The sequence below is a fragment of the Saccharomonospora azurea NA-128 genome (assembly GCF_000231055.2).
Classification (GTDB): domain Bacteria; phylum Actinomycetota; class Actinomycetes; order Mycobacteriales; family Pseudonocardiaceae; genus Saccharomonospora; species Saccharomonospora azurea.
The window spans coordinates 4,260,814-4,276,299 of sequence record NZ_CM001466.1 but is presented as its reverse complement, the minus strand read 5'-3'; the positions used below and the strand labels follow the sequence as shown (position 1 = coordinate 4,276,299).

General features: G+C 69.4%; 15 protein-coding genes. 7 read left to right on the top strand and 8 right to left on the bottom strand.

Features of this window, described 5'->3' with window-relative positions; translation table 11 throughout:
- Nucleotides 1-74: 74 nt before the first annotated feature.
- The gene (locus SACAZDRAFT_RS19785) at nucleotides 75-1,520 is read left to right on the top strand and encodes a sialate:H+ symport family MFS transporter (RefSeq protein WP_005444579.1); all 1,446 of its coding nucleotides are present in this window, start codon (nucleotides 75-77) and stop codon (nucleotides 1,518-1,520) included.
- The gene (locus SACAZDRAFT_RS19780; protein ID WP_005444578.1) at nucleotides 1,510-2,445 is read left to right on the top strand and encodes a dihydrodipicolinate synthase family protein; all 936 of its coding nucleotides are present in this window, start codon (nucleotides 1,510-1,512) and stop codon (nucleotides 2,443-2,445) included. The genes SACAZDRAFT_RS19785 and SACAZDRAFT_RS19780 overlap by 11 nt, the downstream gene beginning before the upstream one ends.
- Nucleotides 2,446-2,496: 51 nt before the next feature.
- Here the strand turns inward: SACAZDRAFT_RS19780 and ndk are convergent, their stop codons facing one another.
- Nucleotides 2,497-2,907, bottom strand: a complete 411-nt coding sequence (ndk, locus tag SACAZDRAFT_RS19775; protein ID WP_005444574.1) for a nucleoside-diphosphate kinase — start codon at nucleotides 2,905-2,907, stop codon at nucleotides 2,497-2,499.
- Between the two features lie 192 nt (nucleotides 2,908-3,099).
- Here ndk and SACAZDRAFT_RS19770 point away from each other — a divergent pair, with 192 nt between their 5' ends.
- Genes SACAZDRAFT_RS19770 through SACAZDRAFT_RS19755 form a run of 4 tightly spaced genes read left to right on the top strand, consistent with a single transcriptional unit; the run spans nucleotide 3,100 to nucleotide 4,965 of the window.
- Entirely contained in the window at nucleotides 3,100-3,462 is a 363-nt protein-coding gene (locus SACAZDRAFT_RS19770) for a hypothetical protein (RefSeq protein ID WP_005444572.1), read from the top strand.
- A 13-nt stretch (nucleotides 3,463-3,475) separates the two neighbouring features.
- Nucleotides 3,476-4,138, top strand: a complete 663-nt coding sequence (locus SACAZDRAFT_RS19765) for a hypothetical protein (RefSeq protein ID WP_005444570.1) — start codon at nucleotides 3,476-3,478, stop codon at nucleotides 4,136-4,138.
- A 16-nt stretch (nucleotides 4,139-4,154) separates the two neighbouring features.
- The gene (locus SACAZDRAFT_RS19760; RefSeq protein WP_005444568.1) at nucleotides 4,155-4,559 is read left to right on the top strand and encodes a YbaB/EbfC family nucleoid-associated protein; all 405 of its coding nucleotides are present in this window, start codon (nucleotides 4,155-4,157) and stop codon (nucleotides 4,557-4,559) included.
- Complete coding sequence (locus SACAZDRAFT_RS19755) at nucleotides 4,525-4,965, top strand: hypothetical protein (RefSeq protein ID WP_005444566.1); 441 nt, start codon at nucleotides 4,525-4,527, stop codon at nucleotides 4,963-4,965. Before SACAZDRAFT_RS19760 ends, SACAZDRAFT_RS19755 begins: the two co-directional genes overlap by 35 nt.
- 91 nt (nucleotides 4,966-5,056) lie before the next feature.
- On the opposite strand, the gene SACAZDRAFT_RS19750 is transcribed toward SACAZDRAFT_RS19755, so the two are convergent.
- Both SACAZDRAFT_RS19750 and folC read right to left on the bottom strand, forming a co-directional pair.
- Nucleotides 5,057-5,503 (bottom strand): DUF4233 domain-containing protein, encoded by a 447-nt coding sequence (locus tag SACAZDRAFT_RS19750; protein ID WP_005444565.1) that lies wholly within the window; start codon nucleotides 5,501-5,503, stop codon nucleotides 5,057-5,059.
- Nucleotides 5,500-6,978 (bottom strand): bifunctional tetrahydrofolate synthase/dihydrofolate synthase, encoded by a 1,479-nt coding sequence (folC, locus tag SACAZDRAFT_RS19745; RefSeq protein ID WP_005444564.1) that lies wholly within the window; start codon nucleotides 6,976-6,978, stop codon nucleotides 5,500-5,502. The genes SACAZDRAFT_RS19750 and folC overlap by 4 nt, the downstream gene beginning before the upstream one ends.
- Before the next feature lie 65 nt (nucleotides 6,979-7,043).
- Between folC and SACAZDRAFT_RS19740 the strand changes: the two genes are divergently transcribed.
- On the top strand, nucleotides 7,044-7,655 hold the full coding sequence (locus SACAZDRAFT_RS19740; RefSeq protein WP_005444563.1) for a class I SAM-dependent methyltransferase: 612 nt from the start codon (nucleotides 7,044-7,046) through the stop codon (nucleotides 7,653-7,655).
- A 90-nt stretch (nucleotides 7,656-7,745) separates the two neighbouring features.
- Here the strand turns inward: SACAZDRAFT_RS19740 and SACAZDRAFT_RS19735 are convergent, their stop codons facing one another.
- The 5 genes from SACAZDRAFT_RS19735 to SACAZDRAFT_RS19715 are packed head-to-tail and all read right to left on the bottom strand — an operon-like array spanning nucleotide 7,746 to nucleotide 15,454.
- Nucleotides 7,746-11,348 carry a ThuA domain-containing protein gene (locus SACAZDRAFT_RS19735; protein ID WP_005444562.1) on the bottom strand — a complete coding sequence of 1,201 codons (3,603 nt, stop codon included), beginning with the start codon at nucleotides 11,346-11,348 and terminating at the stop codon, nucleotides 7,746-7,748.
- A gap of 57 nt (nucleotides 11,349-11,405) precedes the next feature.
- Nucleotides 11,406-12,278 (bottom strand): sugar phosphate isomerase/epimerase family protein, encoded by an 873-nt coding sequence (locus SACAZDRAFT_RS19730; protein WP_005444561.1) that lies wholly within the window; start codon nucleotides 12,276-12,278, stop codon nucleotides 11,406-11,408.
- A gap of 13 nt (nucleotides 12,279-12,291) precedes the next feature.
- A complete protein-coding gene (locus SACAZDRAFT_RS19725) occupies nucleotides 12,292-13,467 on the bottom strand; it encodes a substrate-binding domain-containing protein (protein WP_005444560.1) in 1,176 nt (391 codons plus the stop codon).
- Nucleotides 13,464-14,462: an ABC transporter permease gene (locus tag SACAZDRAFT_RS19720; RefSeq protein WP_005444558.1), complete on the bottom strand. Its 999-nt coding sequence runs from the start codon at nucleotides 14,460-14,462 to the stop codon at nucleotides 13,464-13,466. Before SACAZDRAFT_RS19720 ends, SACAZDRAFT_RS19725 begins: the two co-directional genes overlap by 4 nt.
- Nucleotides 14,459-15,454, bottom strand: a complete 996-nt coding sequence (locus SACAZDRAFT_RS19715; RefSeq protein ID WP_005444557.1) for an ABC transporter permease — start codon at nucleotides 15,452-15,454, stop codon at nucleotides 14,459-14,461. The genes SACAZDRAFT_RS19720 and SACAZDRAFT_RS19715 overlap by 4 nt, the downstream gene beginning before the upstream one ends.
- Between the last annotated feature and the right edge of the window lie 32 nt (nucleotides 15,455-15,486).

The following is a 15,486-nucleotide window of genomic DNA, read 5'->3' as shown; positions in this document are numbered from 1 at the left end:
CACCGTTCCTCCGCGGCTACCGTACCCGCCAACATAGGACATCCTATGTCCTCGCTTCTCCGGAGGTTCAGGTCATGGCAACGACGCCACCCGACACCCCCAGCTCGTTCCGGCAACTCAGCGGACCCCAACGCAAAGCGTTCCTCGCCGCCTGGCTGGGCTACCTGCTCGACGGGTTCGACTTCATCCTCATCACCCTGGTGCTCACCGAGATCGCCACCGACTTCGAGCTCTCGCTGACGAAGGCGGCGACACTCGTCTCCGCCGCGTTCGTGTCGCGCTGGCTCGGCGGCCTCGCGCTCGGAGCGATCGGCGACCGGTACGGCCGCAAGCCCGCCATGATCCTGGCCATCATCGCCTTCTCGGTCGGCAGCGCCCTGTGCGGCTTCGCCTGGGACTACTGGTCGCTGTTCCTGTTCCGCGCGATCGTCGGCATCGGCATGGCCGGCGAGTACGGAGCCAGCGCCACCTACGTCATGGAGTCCTGGCCGACGTCCATGCGCAACCGCGCCACCGGATTCCTGCTCTCCGCCTACCCGATCGGCACCGTCCTCGCCGCGCTCGCCTACGAGCTCATCGTGCCCGTCGGCGGTTGGCGCTGGCTGTTCTACGCGGGCATCGTGCCGATCGCCCTCACGCTGTACCTGCGCCGGTCCCTGCCCGAGGCAGCGGAATGGGAGGAGCAGGTCGGCAGGCGTGCCGGGACGACGACGTCCTCGGTGCTGTTCGCGGCGAAGCGCCGCATCCCCAACACCGCGCTGGCACTGGTGCTGTCCGCGGCCCTGGTGCTGATCTTCAGCCGGCTCGGCGGCGCGGCCACCCCGTACCTCGTCGGGCTCAGCGTGCTGTGTTTCGTGGCGTTCGCGGTGCAGCTCGCGGGCCGTCTGTGGCCGGTCATGATCGCCATCATGGTGACGGTCTTCTGCGCGTTCCTCTACTCGTGGCCGATCCAGTCGCTGCTGCCGACGTACCTCAAGACCGAGCTCGGCTACGACCCTGGACAGGTGTCCACCGCCCTGACCTGGGCCGGGCTCGGCTACGCGGCCGGGTCGTGCCTCGCGGGCATGGTGGGCGACAAGCTCGGCACCCGCCGCGCCTACGTGCTCGGACTGTTCGTGTCGCTCGCGTTCGTGTTCCCCGCGTTCGCCCTGCCCGCGGACAACGTGGTGCTGCTGTGGGTGCTGCTCTTCGCGATGCAAGCCACGAGCCAGGGCATCTCCGGCCTGCTCCCGAAGTTCATCGGCGACCACTTCCCCACCCGGTTGCGTGCCGCGGGACTCGGGTTCTCCTACAACGTCGGCGCGCTCGGCGGCGCCGTCGCACCGCTGGCGGGCGCGGCGATCGCCGAGGACTTCGGCAGCCTCGGCTCGGCACTGACCACGCTCGCCGTGTCGCTCACCGTCGTCGTGGCCCTCATCATCGGCCTGGACATCCCCGCACGGATCGGCCGCGCGCTGCGGGTGCCGAACGACGCTCCCGCACTGTCCACACCGGAAAGGAAGACAAGCAGTGGCTCCTGACTCCGCCCGACGTCTCCACGGCGTCGTCCCCCCGCTCGTGACCCCACTCGACGAGCACGGGGACGTCGACCGCGCCTCCCTCGAACGGCTCGTGTCGTTCCAGCTCGACGCCGGTGTGCACGGCGTGTTCGTCGGCGGGTCCAGCGGGGAGATCGCCCTGCTCGACACGGCACAACGCCGCGCGGCGGTCGAGGTGGTCGTGGGCGCGGTGGGGGGAGCCGTCCCCGTGCTCGTCGGAGCAATCGACACGGGCACGCGCAAAGTGATCGAACACGCGCGACAGGCGGCGTCGCTGGGCGCCGACGCGGTGGTCGTCACCGCCCCGTTCTACGTGCAGCCGAACGACACCGAGATCGTCGACCACTTCCGGCACGTCCACGCTGCCGTGGACGCACCCGTCGTGGCCTACGACATCCCGAGCGCCGTCCACGTGGGTCTGAGCGCGGACGTCATCGCCGAGCTCGCCGCCGAGGAGCTCGTGGTGGCCCTCAAAGACTCCAGCGGCGACCTCGCCGCATTCCGCGAGGTGCTCCGGCGTACCGACCTTCCCGCCCTCACCGGCTCGGAACTGTTCGCCGACACGGCCGTGCAGGTCGGAGCCGCGGGGATCGTGCCGGGACTCGGCAACGTGGACCCGCACGGTTACGTCCGGCTCTACCAGGCGGCGCGCGCCGGTGAGCACCGCACGGCCGCGCGGGAGCAGGACCGCCTCGCGAGACTGTTCCGCATCGTCTCCGTCGCCGACCGCTCCCGCATCGGGTTCACGGCCGGCGCACTCGGAGCGTTCAAAGCCGCGCTCGCGGTGCGCGGCGTCCTCGCCCACCCCGCCACCAACCCGCCGCTGGGGCCCCTCGACGCCGAAGAGACGCACACCATCGCGGCCCTGCTCGACGAGGCCGGGCTGGGTCCGGTCACGGCGGGCTGAACGACAGGCCGAGGTGACCGGGACGTCGCCCGGTCACCTCGGCCACGGTCGTCACAGGTCGGGGAACCAGAGCTTCAGCTCACGCTCGGCCGACTCCGGGGAGTCCGAACCGTGCACCAGGTTGTACTGCGTCTCCAGGGCGTAGTCACCACGGATGGTGCCCGGCGTGGCCTTCTCGACCGGGTCGGTGCCACCGGCCAGCTGACGGAACGCGGCGATCGCGCGCGGACCCTCGACCGCGATCGCGACGAGCGGACCGGACGTGATGAAGTCGAGGAGGTCGCCGTAGAACGGCTTGTCCTTGTGCTCGGCGTAGTGCTCCTCGGCCACCGAACGCTCGGCGGTGCGCAGGTCCATGGCAGCCAGCCGCAGGCCCTTGCGCTCGATCCGAGCGATGACCTCGCCGACGAGACCGCGCTCGACGCCGTCGGGCTTGACCAGGACGAGCGTGCGCTCACTCACGGTGCGGTTCTCCTTTGGTGATCAGGTATGGGAAGGGTCGAATTCGACCCGTTGTGCGCAGCCTAACGGGCGCTATCCCGCACACCGCGTTCCGGGCTTCCCCCGGTTGGACGTTGACACCCAGCGGAGAGCGCTGGGACAGTTTCCGCACCTGTTCCGCGTACCCGGATTCGTGATCGACCTGGGGGCTCCATGTCCGACGGATACGGCCTCGACCCGGACGAAATCAGCCGCCTCGACAACATCCTGCACACGGCCGGCGACGAACTCGGACTCACCGATTTCGAGGAACGCGCGAGCCTCGAAGGGTTCCTCACGACCCAGTCCGTGAGCCAGTACGAGAATGTCGAGGAGACCGTCGAGGAGACCGTCCTCGAACTCACGAGATTCGTCGACCAGAAATATCCCCAGGTCGTCAAGGCCATGCAGGAATTCGTCCACCGCACCCACGCGACCATCGAGAACACCGCCGAAGGCGTGGCCAAGGCCGGTGTCGAGTACCAGGTGACCGAGGACGAGGTCGCGGAGTGGGTCCGCACACACGACCCGGACTGAGGAGTGACCGCCCATGGCTCTCGAGGACGTGATCGACGACGGCCTTCTCTCGGATGCGCGTGAAGTGGACTCGTTCCTGCGGGAACACGGCGAAGACCTGCCGTCGGTCGAGAACACTCTGCGACTCGTCCGGGACATCAGCACGGATCGATTGCGCACCGTGGCCGAAGACGTGTGGGGAACCGGCGGCGAGGAAGGCAACGACCTCATCGGCACCAAGTTCGACGCGTGCGTCGCGAAACTCGACGAAGCGATACGGGAATCGTCGGCGTGGACCGGCGACGGAAAGAACGCCTACGCACTGCGGATCGAGAAGACCAAGAAAGCACTCGACAGCATGCGGAAACCGTCGGCCGACGTCGGTCAGGCTCTCGAGGAGATCGCGGACGCCTGGGACCAGGTGTTCGGGCGCAGCGTCGCCGACATCCTCGCCCTGATCGGACTCGCCCTGTCGATCATCGGCGTCGTCGTCGCGCTGATCGTCGAGATCTCGGCCGGATGGACGGGCGTCGGCGCCGTGGTCGGACTCGTCATCGGGATCCTGAGCATCCTCGTCGGCGCGGTGTCCATCTGGTGGACCATCCACAGCAACAACCAGGCGAAGATCGACGCGCTCCAAGCGGCCGGGACCGAGGCGCAGGAAACCATGACGTCGGCCGACAAGGCCACCCCGTGACGACCTGGGAGGCACCATGACCAGTCCGGACGACATCCAGGCGATGAAGGACAGGTTGCGGCGGATCCGGCAGAATCCCGAGCAGGCACTGTTCAGCGAGTTCAAAGGGGAGTCCCGCAGTGGTGTCGTCACCGTGTGGGTCGACATGCTCGGCAGGCAGAAGCGGGTGCACATCGCGCCGGGGACCGTGCGCGACGGTGACGAGCAGTGGCTGACCGACGAGATCAACAGCGCGTACGCCGCCGCGGCGAAGGCCGCGACGCTGCTCGACTTCGACCTCGCCTCGCTGGCGAGCGAGCTGGAGAACGCACCCAGGCTGCGGGCTCACGTGGAGTCGACGACGCGCCCGCCGCAGGAGTCGCGGCGGGAGGAAAGGCCCGGCGACGATGAGTTCTTCGACGGGTTCGGGGTCCGCGGCTGACGGCGACCGCGGGGCACACGAGGGAGCACGCCAGTACACGTTCCACTCGGACACTCCGCCCCCACCGCCGTTCGACCGTGCTGGTGTCCCACCCACGTCACGCGGACGGGGTGGCGAACGCCGCGTCTCGGCGCTGCTGCTCAGCGTGTGGGCGTGCGCGGCGTTGCTCGCCTGCCTGCTCGCCGGACTGCTCGGGTTCGTGGAGCTCATGAGCGCCTGCGACGGCACCGCCGAGCTTCGCTTCGGCGCCGGTATCGAGGTGCGGTGCGAGCAGGGCGGGAGCCGGACCGACACGCCCGCGAACGCCCCCGCCGCGGTGGTCCTGTTCTCCGGGGTCGGTCTCGTGGTCACACTGCTGTTGGCCACCTGGCACGGGATCGTGCGCGGCCGGGAGAACCCGCGCTGACTGCCCGTACGGGAACTGCGGACACGCGTGCGTAGACCGCGGACACGAGTGCGGGAAGTGCGGACACGCGTGCGCAGACCGCGGACACGGTTCAGGTGGACGGTTGGTCGTCCTGGGCGGTCGCCTGTTGGCCGGGCAGTCGGCCCGCCGCCATGCGGCGGGCGACGTCGCGGCGCAGCCACATCAGCCAGAGCCACACCGCGAGGAAGAGCACGCCGATCACCGTCACCCAGGGCAGGGTGACGACGAACGCGATCAAAGCCACGTTCAGCGCGAGGATGACCCAGATCGACCACGGGAACCGCAGCAGCCCGGCGCACACGAGCAGCGCCACCGCGATACCGCCCACGGTCCACCCCTGGACACTGCTCAAGCCGTCGCCGAGTTGCGCGACAACCGGCAGGGCGAGCCCGACGACGATGGCCTCCAGGACCAGAGTCCCGGCCTGCACCCCGCGGAATCCCTTCATCGGGTCCTTCGCGGGCGGCGCGGGTGTTTCCGGTGCCGGCTGCGCGCCGGACGAGGCTGACTCACTCATGCGGGCTCCTTGCCGAACAACGTGCGGGCTTCTCCGGCGGTGACCACGGACCCCGTGACGAGCACACCGCCGCCGGACACCGGTTCCTCCGGGTCCTCCGGCTGCTCGACGAGCGTGACCGCGGTTTCGATGGCCGTGTCGAGCCGGGGTTCCACGGTGACCCGCTCCTCCCCGAAGACCGACACGGCCAGCGTCGCGAGCTCGTCGACCGGCATGGCACGCGGCGACGAGTTGCGGCTCACCACGATCTCGTCGACCACGGGTTCGAGCGCCTCCAGGATGCCGGCGGCGTCCTTGTCGGCCATGACACCGACCACGGCCGCAAGCCGGCGGAAGGCGAACTCCTCGTCGAGCGTGCTCGCCAGCGCGGCCGCGCCGTGGGGGTTGTGCGCCGCGTCGAGCAACACGGTCGGTGCCGACTTGACCCGTTCGAGCCTGCCCGGCGTCTCGACCGACGCGAACGCCTCGCGCACCACGTCCACCACGAGCTTGCGCTCCTTGCCCGCGCCGAAGAACGCCTCGACGGCGGCGAGCGCCAGTGCGGCGTTCTTCGCCTGGTGCAGGCCGTGCAGGGGCAGGAAGATCTCGTCGTACACACCGCCGAGGCCCTGGAGGTTCAGCAGCTGCCCGCCGACGGCGATGTCGCGGCTCAACACGCCGAACTCGCTGCCCGCCCTGGCCACGGTGGCGTCCACCTCGACGGCGCGTTCGAGCAGCGCGCGCTCGGCGTCGGGCTCCTGCTCGGCCACGATCGCGACGCCGTTGGGCTTGATGATCCCGGCCTTCTCCGCGGCGATCGAGTGCAGGTCCGCACCGAGGTACTCCATGTGGTCGTAGCCCACCGGAGTGAGCACCGAGATCTGCGCGTCGGCGATGTTGGTGGCGTCCCACCGACCACCCAGGCCGGTCTCCAGCACGGCGACCTCGACGGGAGCGTCGGCGAACGCGGCGAAGGCCATGCCGGTGAGCACCTCGAACTTGCTCAGCCTCGGCTCCTCGTCGCCCGCCGCGCTGTCCACCATCGACATGAAGGGCTGGATGTCGCGGTAGGTGTTGACGTAGGTCTCGGCGCTGATCGGTGCGCCGTCGATGCTGATGCGCTCGGTCACCAGTTGCAGGTGCGGGCTCGTGTAGCGGCCCACGCGCAGTCCCAGACGGGTGAGCAGCGCCTCGATCATGCGCGCCGTGGAGCTCTTGCCGTTGGTGCCCGCGACGTGGATCACCGGGTACGACCGCTGCGGGTCACCGAGCAGGTTCGCCAGCGTGGAGATCCGCGTCAGCGACGGTTCGATCTTGGTCTCGGGCCAGCGGGAGTTGAGCTCGGCCTCCACAGCCAGAAGTTCCCGGCGGGCCTCCGCGTCGATCGCGGCCTCGTCCACCGGTTCTGCGTCGGTCTCGTCGTCCGGCAACGGACCGGCGACGAAGTTCTCCCCTTCGGTCAGCTCGGGAGGAAACTCCTGGTCGTCGGACGGCACGCACTCTCCTCACAACTCGCGGTGATGCCACCCGAGTCTACGTCCGGCGCCGATACCGTGACCGCGTGCCCTTCGACCACAACGACTGCTATCACCCGCTGTTGCTGCGGCTCGCTCCTCCGCGGGCTCGGCGTGCGCTGGACGTGGGCTGCGGCACGGGCAGGCTCGCCCGCAGGCTCGCCGCACGGGGCCTCGCCGTGGAGGCGGTCGACACGGCGGAGGACGTCGTGGCGGTGGCCGAGGCGCTGGGCTCGCCGGGCCCCGGCTCCGTCGTCTACCGGCACGCCGACGTCACCACGCGACCGCTGCCATCGCGGCACTACGACCTGATCACGTGCGTCGCGTCGCTGCACCACATGCCGTTCGCGACCGTGACGACGCTGCGGGAGGCGCTCGCCCCGGGCGGCGTGCTCGCCGTGTTGGGTCTCGCGCACCCCAGCACGCTGCGCGACCGGGTGATCTGGCATACCTCCGTCCCGGTCAACCTGCTCGCGAACGCCGTCGTGTCCGTCGCCGACCGGCTCGGCGGCGGCGAAGACCCCGTGCCGCGGGCCCCGGTCGGAGACTGGGACATGTCGCTGAACGACGTCCGCCGCGAAGCCGCCCGGCTGTTGCCCGGCAGCCGGGTGCGCGTGCTGCCGTTCTGGCGCTACCTCCTCACCTACCGCCGGGCGTGAAGAAGCCGGCGCCGAACGGCATGGCTTGCCGTCCGACGCCGGCCCAGGCGGGGCGGCCCGGCATCCGCACCCGCGTCTACAACCGGTCCGTCACGCGCGCCACTGTTCGATCAGCGCCCGTGCATCCCGGATCAGTACGCTTGCCACCTCCTCGTCGGACACCTTCCTGTCCACGCTGTCGACGAAGGTGTGCAGGACCACCGAGGCCGCGACGGCGTTGAACCGCTTGAGCCCGTCGGCGACGGCGAGCTTGAGCTTCAGCTCCTTCGCGGTCTTCGCGCCGAGGCGCTCCTCGCCGGCGAAGCGATCGACCAGTGCTCGCAGGTCCTCACTGGACGTCGTCACCGTGAAGGTGACCTTCTGCTCGGTCGTGTTGCCCGCCTTGTCGGTGGCCGTGACCACCAACTCGTGCGCCCCGAGGTCGAGTGTGTAGAGCGGGATCTCGGCCCCGTTCTCCACGGCCTCGCCATCGAGCGTCGCTTCCAGCGAGGACACCCCGGTGCCGTCGTCGGTGGCCTCGAAGCCGACCGTGACCGAACCGGAGTCACCGTACGACGCGCCGTCCTCCACACCGGACACCGTGACGGCCGGGCCGTCCTTGTCGACCTGCGCCACGCCGTCGCCGATGAACGTCAGCGAGTCGAGGTCGAACGGGCTCGTGCCGCCCCGGAAGACGACGAACAGCTCGGTCGTCTCACCCGGGTCCGTGACGGCGACCGGCGGGAGTTCCACGTACTCGTCCCAGCCGCCCGTGGAGGGCACCTCCACTTCGGCGACGAGCGGGCCGTCCACCGCACCCGCACGCAGCTCGACCGAACCACCGGCGCCGTCCGGAGCCGACGCGCGCAGCGACACCTCGTCGATTCCCGCGAAGTTGACCGGTGTGAAGGCGATCCAGTCGCCGTCGTCGATGTCGCCGATCCGCTTGCCGTTCTCCGCACCCTCCTGGTTCACGATGCGAATGCCTTCGGAGGACGTGAAGTACTCGGCCTGCTTGTGCTTGGGCTGGAGCACCACCGTGTCACGGCCGGTGAGCGCGGGCGCGCCGTCGCCACCGTGGTCGGTGTAGCTGGCGTCGACGGAGTAGAAGATGTTCGCCCCGGCGTGCCCGTCGTCGACGATGGTCTCGATCGTGCCCTCGCAGGCGTTGATCGGGTCCATCGGGTGCGCGTGCGCGTCGTGGCCCAGCGCGGGCTGGACGACGACCTCACCGCAGTCGATCTCCCCGTCCTCGGGGTCGGTGACGTCGACGTCGAAGGCGACCTGGTCGCCGAACTCGAAGAACCCGCCGTCGACGGGCGCCTTCACCGTCACGGACGGAGCGGTGTTGCCCACCGTCACCGTCACGTTCCCGACACCGGACTTGCCCGTCGCGTCCGTCACCGTGAGCTGGACGTTGTACTGCCCGTTCTCGGCGTAGGTGTGCGTGGGGTTGGGCTCGGTGGAGGTGTTGCCGTCACCGAAGTTCCACGAGTAGGAGAGCTCCGTCTCCTCGGGGTCGTAGGAGCCTTCGCTGCTGAACGACACCTCCATCGGCGCGTGTCCCGAGGTCGGGTCGGCGCTCACCGTGACGACCGGCCTGCGGTTGCCCTGGTTGTACTCGATGCGGTACAGACCCGAGTCCGGGTTGTCGCGACCGTAGCCGCCGCCCCATTCCAGCAGGTAGAGCGCGCCGTCCGGACCGAAGCGCATGTCCATCGGGGCGAGCGTCTGCTGGCTGGTGAGCCATGGGTCGAGGTTCACCACGCCGCCCTGCTCGTCGAGCGTGATCGTGTAGATCTTGTTGCGCGCCCATTCGTAGAAGAAGGGCTTGCCGTCGTAGTACTCGGGGAACTTGATCTCCGAGTCGAGGTCGGGGTCGTACCGGTACACCGGACCACCCATCGGGGCGGCCCCACCCGTCTCCAGGATCGGGAACTTCTCCGACTCGCCGTAGCCGTACCAGACGTCGGCCTCCTGCGCGGCCGGCAGCTCGGTGAGCCCCGTGTTGTTCGGCGAGTCGTTCACCGGGTTCGCGCAGTCGAACTTCTCTCCGGAGGTGCCCGTGGCGAAGTCGTAGTCGTTGTACGGGATGTTGTTGCCGATGCAGTAGGGCCAGCCGTAGAAGCCCGGCTCCTTCACGATGTTCCACTCGACCTTGCCGTCCGGCCCGCGGTTCGGGTCGGCCGAACCCGCGTCCGGGCCGTAGTCGGCCATGTAGATCGTGCCGTCGACGTCCACCGTGAACCGGAACGGGTTGCGGAAGCCCATGGCGTAGATCTCGGGCCGTGTCTTCTCCGTTCCGGGCTCGAACATGTTGCCCTCGGGAACGGTGTAGCCGCCGTCGGCCTTCGGCGTGATGCGGAGGATCTTGCCGCGCAGGTCGTTGGTGTTGGCCGAGGTCTTCTGCGCGTCGAACAGGTCCCGCCCTTCCCGCTCGTCGATCGGCGAGTAGCCGCCCGACTCGAAGGGGTTCGTGTCGTCACCGACGCCGATGTAGAGGTTGCCGTCCGGGCCGAACGTCAGGTAGCCGCCGGTGTGGCCGGGCTCTGCCCGACGCGACGCGGGGATGTCGAGGATCGGCACCTCGCTGTCGAGCGAGATCGTGTCGCCCTCGACCGTGAACCGCGAGACCCGGTTGATCTCCTCGTCGCCGGGCGGCGAGTAGTAGAGGTAGACCCAGCCGTTGTCGGCGAAGTCCGGGTCGACCGTCAATCCCACGAGGCCGTCCTCACCGCCGGAGTAGACGGGAAGGTCCAGGGCCGTCGAGGTGCTGCCGGTCTCCGGGTCGTACATCATCACGCGGCCGAGGATCTCGGTGTAGAACACGCGGCCGTCGGGGGTGATGTCCATCGCGGTCGGCGCCTGCGTGTTGGTGTCCAGGCCGACCTTCTCGAAGGCGCTGTCGACGGTGGCCGAGCAGTCCGCCTCCACGGTGCGGGCCGCGGTACGCACTCCGCCCAGGATGTGCTGGACGAACAGGTCCTCGCTGTAGGCCGCCGTGTCGTGCCCCATGGCGGTGGCCCAGACCCGGGCGAGTCCCACGTCGCGGCACCACGAGATCGGGTGGTCGGCGCCCATCGCGTCGGGGCCGGGATCGTAGGTCGACTCGTCCGCCGACACGAGCACGTGCACCTCGCCGCGCATGCTCTTGTCGAAGTTGTACCACTCCTCGGCGCGGTCCCAGTTCGCCGGAAGTCCCTCCGTCGACGGGTGCTGGTGGTCGGTCACCTTCGCCGTCCCGTCGAGCACGCCCGGCGAGTGCGACGGCATGTGGGCGCCCGCGTTCACGAGGTCGTCCCAGTACGGGAAGTCGTTCTCGATGCCCATGTCCGTGGCGTTGTGGATGGCGGCGATGCCCCCGCCGCTCTCCACGTAGTTCTGCATCGCCTCGCGTTGCGCGTCGTTCTCCCAGACCATGCCGGAGGTCTGGAACATGATGATCACGTCGTACTGGCCGAGGTCGGTGTCGTTGAAGACACTGGAGTCCTCGGTGTGGTCGAACGTGAAGTCGTTCTCTTCGGCGAGATTCTCGAACATCTCGATCCCCGCCGGGATCGAGTCGTGCCGGTAGCCCTCGGTCTTGGTGAACAGCAGCGCGTGGAACTCGGCCTCCTGGGCCGTAGCGACACCCGCCGGGAGTGCTCCGACGGCGAGCACGCCACCCAGCGCCGTGGCGCCGATGCGCGACAACAGTCTCTTGCGTCTACTCATGAAATCCTCACGGTGTGCGGGAAATGAGTGATCACGGCGTGCCGGCGCCGTCGACGGTCAGGGTCCGGTCGGTTGGTCGAACATCACCTCCTTGAGAAAGGCGAGACCGTCGACCGCCAGGGCGTCCTGGCTCGTGGCGAGCGGGCGCCAGATCGAGGCGGCCGTGGCGATGCTGTCGTTGTGGGCGGTGAAGGACTCGATACAGAGCGGCCCCGTGTAGCCCGCGTCGCCGATCGCGGCGAGCAGCTCGGGCCAGTCGAAGTGGTCGCGGCCCGGGGTGCCGCGGTCGTTGGCGCACACCTGCACGTGCGCGATCCGCCCGTACGCCGAACGGATGGCGGCCGCGACGTCGCGTTCCTCGATGTTCTGGTGGTAGACATCCAGCGCCACCCCGCACGCGGGCAGGCCGGACATCGCCCGCAACGTCTGGTCGACGGTGTTGAACAGGCTGGTCTCGTACCGGTTGAGCGGTTCGACCCCGAGCTTCACCCCGACGTCGGCGGCGTGCTCCAGGACCGGTGCGACGTTGTCCCGCCACTCGCGGACGCACTCGGCGCGTTCCCGCTCGGTCATCCGCCACGTGCGCCCCACGGAGGCGTAGGCGGGTCCGCTGAGCGCAGGCGCCCCGAGCGAGGCCGCGATGTCGAGACACCGGCGCAGGTAGTCCTGGGTGGCGCAGACGGTGTCCCGATCCGCCCGCACCAGCTCCCGCCCCGGAGGCATGACGAGCACGAGTGACGCGTCGAGCCCGTGGTCCTGCAGCAACCGAGCCGCCTCGGCGGGATCCCAGTCGCCGAGGTTCTCCACGGGCAGCTCGGCGACGTCGAACCCCGCCCGCGCGATCACGGGGATGCGATCGCGCAGGGCGGCGTCGTCCAACGGTGAGGTCCAGACCCAGGTGTTCACCCCGACGGGATGCACAATGGACACTCGTGGCTCCTCGTCACTTCCAGTGCTGCGGGAAGTCGGGCATCTTCTGGCACCCGCACAGCGCGTAGTGCAGCGGCGGCATGCCCTCGGTGAGGTACTCGTCGACGGTCTCCGAGGTGACGACCGGCTGCGGCAGGATCCACTCGCCCGGCACCTCCTCGCCCTTGAGGACCTTCAGCGCCGCGATGACCGGCGTGCGCCACTGGTAGGTGGGGTAGGTCGGAGCCTGCGCGGTGAGCCCCTCGGCCTTCCACTTCTCGAGGAACTGCTGCTGGTCCTCACCCGAGATGGCCGGGGCCTCCATGCCCTGGTCCTCGAACGCCTCCAGCACCGCGACGGCCGCCGTGCCGTCGTCCATCCAGATACCGTCGATCTGTCCCTCCCGCTGGAGGTAGTCGCTCACGATGTTCTTGGCGCCGGCCGTGTCGTTCTCGGTGAACTCGACGCCCACGACGTCCACGCCGCGCTCGGCGAAGATCCGCTCGGCCGCGGCCCAGCGGTGCTCCAGCACGTCCACGCCCGGCAGCACCCGCAGAGCGAGCACCTTGCCGCCCTCACCGACCTCGTCGGACAGGAAGTCCGCCGCCGACGCGCCGAACGCGTAGCCGCCGATGGGGTGGATGAAGGTCACCGGGCAGTCGGTGTTCACGCCACGGTCGAACACGATCACCGGGATGCCGGTGCCGCACGCCTGCTCCACGGCCGGGGTGAGCGTCGACGTGGTGTTCGGCGAGACGATCAGCGCGTCACAGCCCTGCGACGTCAGCGACGCGATGTCACTGATCTGCTTGTCGTCCTTGGCCTCCGCGTCCAGCACGGTGAACTTCTCGATCTCGTCGTGGAGGTCGACCTCGGCCTGCATGGTCTTCCACCCGACCTGCCGCCAGGGGTTGTCCACGGACGCGTTCGAGAAGCACAGGTGGTAGGAGCCGTCCTTGGCGTAGTCGGAGGTGTCGACCATCTCCGGTTCGAGCGCCTGCTCCCACGGTTTGCCCTCGGGCCCTTCGGGGGTGGCGTCCCGGAGCGCGAGCTGCCGCTCGTACTCGGCCTCGTCGAAGAACTCGTTCGACTTCGACGAGGCCGGCGCCGACGCGTCCCCGGACCCGGTGTCGGCGGGAAGTTCGCTGGTACAGCTCGCCAACGCGAGCGCACCGACCGCCGCGACGACGGTCAGCCAGGTCTTTCTCATGTCGTTCTCCTTCTCCGGAACTTCGACCGCCCCAGCGCCGCGTAGGCCACGGCGGCGATGATGATGACGCCCTGTACCGCCGACTCCAGTCCCCCGGACACGCCGAGGAGGTTGAGCAGGGAGAACAGGGCTTCCAACGTGAGCGCACCCGCCATCGCGGCGACGACGGACCCGCGTCCACCTCCGAGCACGACACCACCGAGCACCACTGCGGTGATGACCTGGAACTCCAGTCCCTCCCCCACCTGTGCCGACACCCCGGCGAAACCGCCGAGCAGAATCGCCGCGACGGCCGCCGACACACCCGACAGCACGAACGCCAGCGTGCGCATCCCCTCGACGCTCCCGCCGCCGAGCCGCACCGCGGTCTCGTTGTCCCCCACCGCCACGAGCGTGCGGCCGCGGCCACCGCGCATGAACAGCACCGCGGCGACCACGATCGCCGCGAGCAGCAGCACCGACCACGGCACCTGCCCCAGCAGCGGCACCTCGAAGCCCTCGCGGCCCACCGTGCGGAACGCGTCCGTCAGCGAACCCCGGGGCGCGCCGCCGGTCCAGAGGAACACCGCGCCGTCGAGCACCAGCAACATGCCGAGCGTGACGATGAACGACGGCACCAGCAGGCGCGTCGTGATGAGGCCGTTGACCAACCCCACGAGCGCACCGAGCACGAGCAACAGCAGGATCACCCACAGCGTCGCGGACTCGTCGCCGTCCAGAAGTCGTGCGGCGATCACGACCTCCGCGGTGACCAGCGAGCCCACCGACAGGTCGAAACCACCGCTGACGATGACGAAGTACTGTCCGATCGCGAGGATCATCAGCGGCGCCGCCCGCTTCAACAGCGCCAGGTAACCCGACGGATCGCTGTAGGCGGGGCCGACGAAGGCCAGCGCCACCAGCAGGATCGCCAGCACCGCCAGCACCGGACCGGTGCCGTCGGTGAGCTGCGGCCGCGGCAGGCGGCGAGTCGGCGGAGTGTCGGTCAGCGTCATCGGGCGGCCCTCCTGCGCCGGGCGTACAACGCGACGGCCACGATCAGCACCGCGCCCCGCACCACGTCCTTGAAGAACGAGTTCATGCCGAGGTCGTCGAAGACCGTGTCGAGAGTGGCCAGGATGAAGACGCCACCGATCGTGCCGGCGACACCACCGCGCCCACCGGCCAGGATCGTGCCGCCGAGCACCACCGCCGCAATGGACTCCAGGTCGTAACCTCCGTCGGTGCCCACCCACGGGGCGCCGGAGCCGAGCCTGCTCGCCAGGAACAGCCCCGCGAGTCCGGCGGCCACCGCGCACAGGACGTGCACCATGATCACCGTGCGGTCGTTGCGGATGCCGGAGAAGCGGGCGACCTCCTCGTCGCCACCCACGGCGTACACGTGGTAGCCGGGCCGCGTCCGCCCCAGGAACCACCACGCGAGCACCGCGAGCCCCACCATCAGCAACGCCGCGATGGGCACCGGACCGATCCGGTCGTAGCCCAGATGCTGGAAGACCCTCGGCACGTCACCGGCCGGGCCCTCGTAGTTGTGCTCCAGGTATCCCCGGATCACCAGCCCCATGCCCAACGTCGCGATGAACGCGTTGACCTTCAGCTTCGTGACCACCAAGCCGTTGACCAGCCCCACCCCGGCCGCACAGGCCAGCGTCAGCAGCACGACGGGCAGCACCATCGAGTCGTTGCCCGCCATCGTCTCCGCCGCGATCAACGAGCAGAGACCGACGACGTAGGCCACCGACAGATCCAGCTTGCCGGTCAGGATCACCATCGTCTGGCCGATCGCGACGAGACCGAGCGCGGTGCTCCGCGTCAGGATGTTCATGATGCCGCCCTGGTCGAGCAGCACCCCGCCCCGCAGGCCGACGAGCACACTCCCGACGATCAGCACCAGCACCAGCGCCGCGTAGACGGCGACGACGGGATTCGTGAGCTGGCGAGTCCACTCGGGACGTCTGGTGGCGGGCGGCGCCGCGACGACACTCACGGGGCCTCCTCGCGTCGTGCGGTCGGCCTCAC

Coding starts and splice junctions, on each gene's coding strand:
- SACAZDRAFT_RS19735 (WP_005444562.1), bottom strand. CDS start 11,348: ATGAGTAGACGCAAGAGACTGTTGTCGCGCATCGGCGCCACGGCGCTG.
- SACAZDRAFT_RS19750 (WP_005444565.1), bottom strand. CDS start 5,503: ATGAGTGAGTCAGCCTCGTCCGGCGCGCAGCCGGCACCGGAAACACCC.
- SACAZDRAFT_RS19785 (WP_005444579.1), top strand. CDS start 75: ATGGCAACGACGCCACCCGACACCCCCAGCTCGTTCCGGCAACTCAGC.
- SACAZDRAFT_RS19720 (WP_005444558.1), bottom strand. CDS start 14,462: ATGACGCTGACCGACACTCCGCCGACTCGCCGCCTGCCGCGGCCGCAG.
- SACAZDRAFT_RS19725 (WP_005444560.1), bottom strand. CDS start 13,467: ATGAGAAAGACCTGGCTGACCGTCGTCGCGGCGGTCGGTGCGCTCGCG.
- SACAZDRAFT_RS19755 (WP_005444566.1), top strand. CDS start 4,525: ATGAGTTCTTCGACGGGTTCGGGGTCCGCGGCTGACGGCGACCGCGGG.
- SACAZDRAFT_RS19770 (WP_005444572.1), top strand. CDS start 3,100: ATGTCCGACGGATACGGCCTCGACCCGGACGAAATCAGCCGCCTCGAC.
- SACAZDRAFT_RS19765 (WP_005444570.1), top strand. CDS start 3,476: ATGGCTCTCGAGGACGTGATCGACGACGGCCTTCTCTCGGATGCGCGT.
- SACAZDRAFT_RS19760 (WP_005444568.1), top strand. CDS start 4,155: ATGACCAGTCCGGACGACATCCAGGCGATGAAGGACAGGTTGCGGCGG.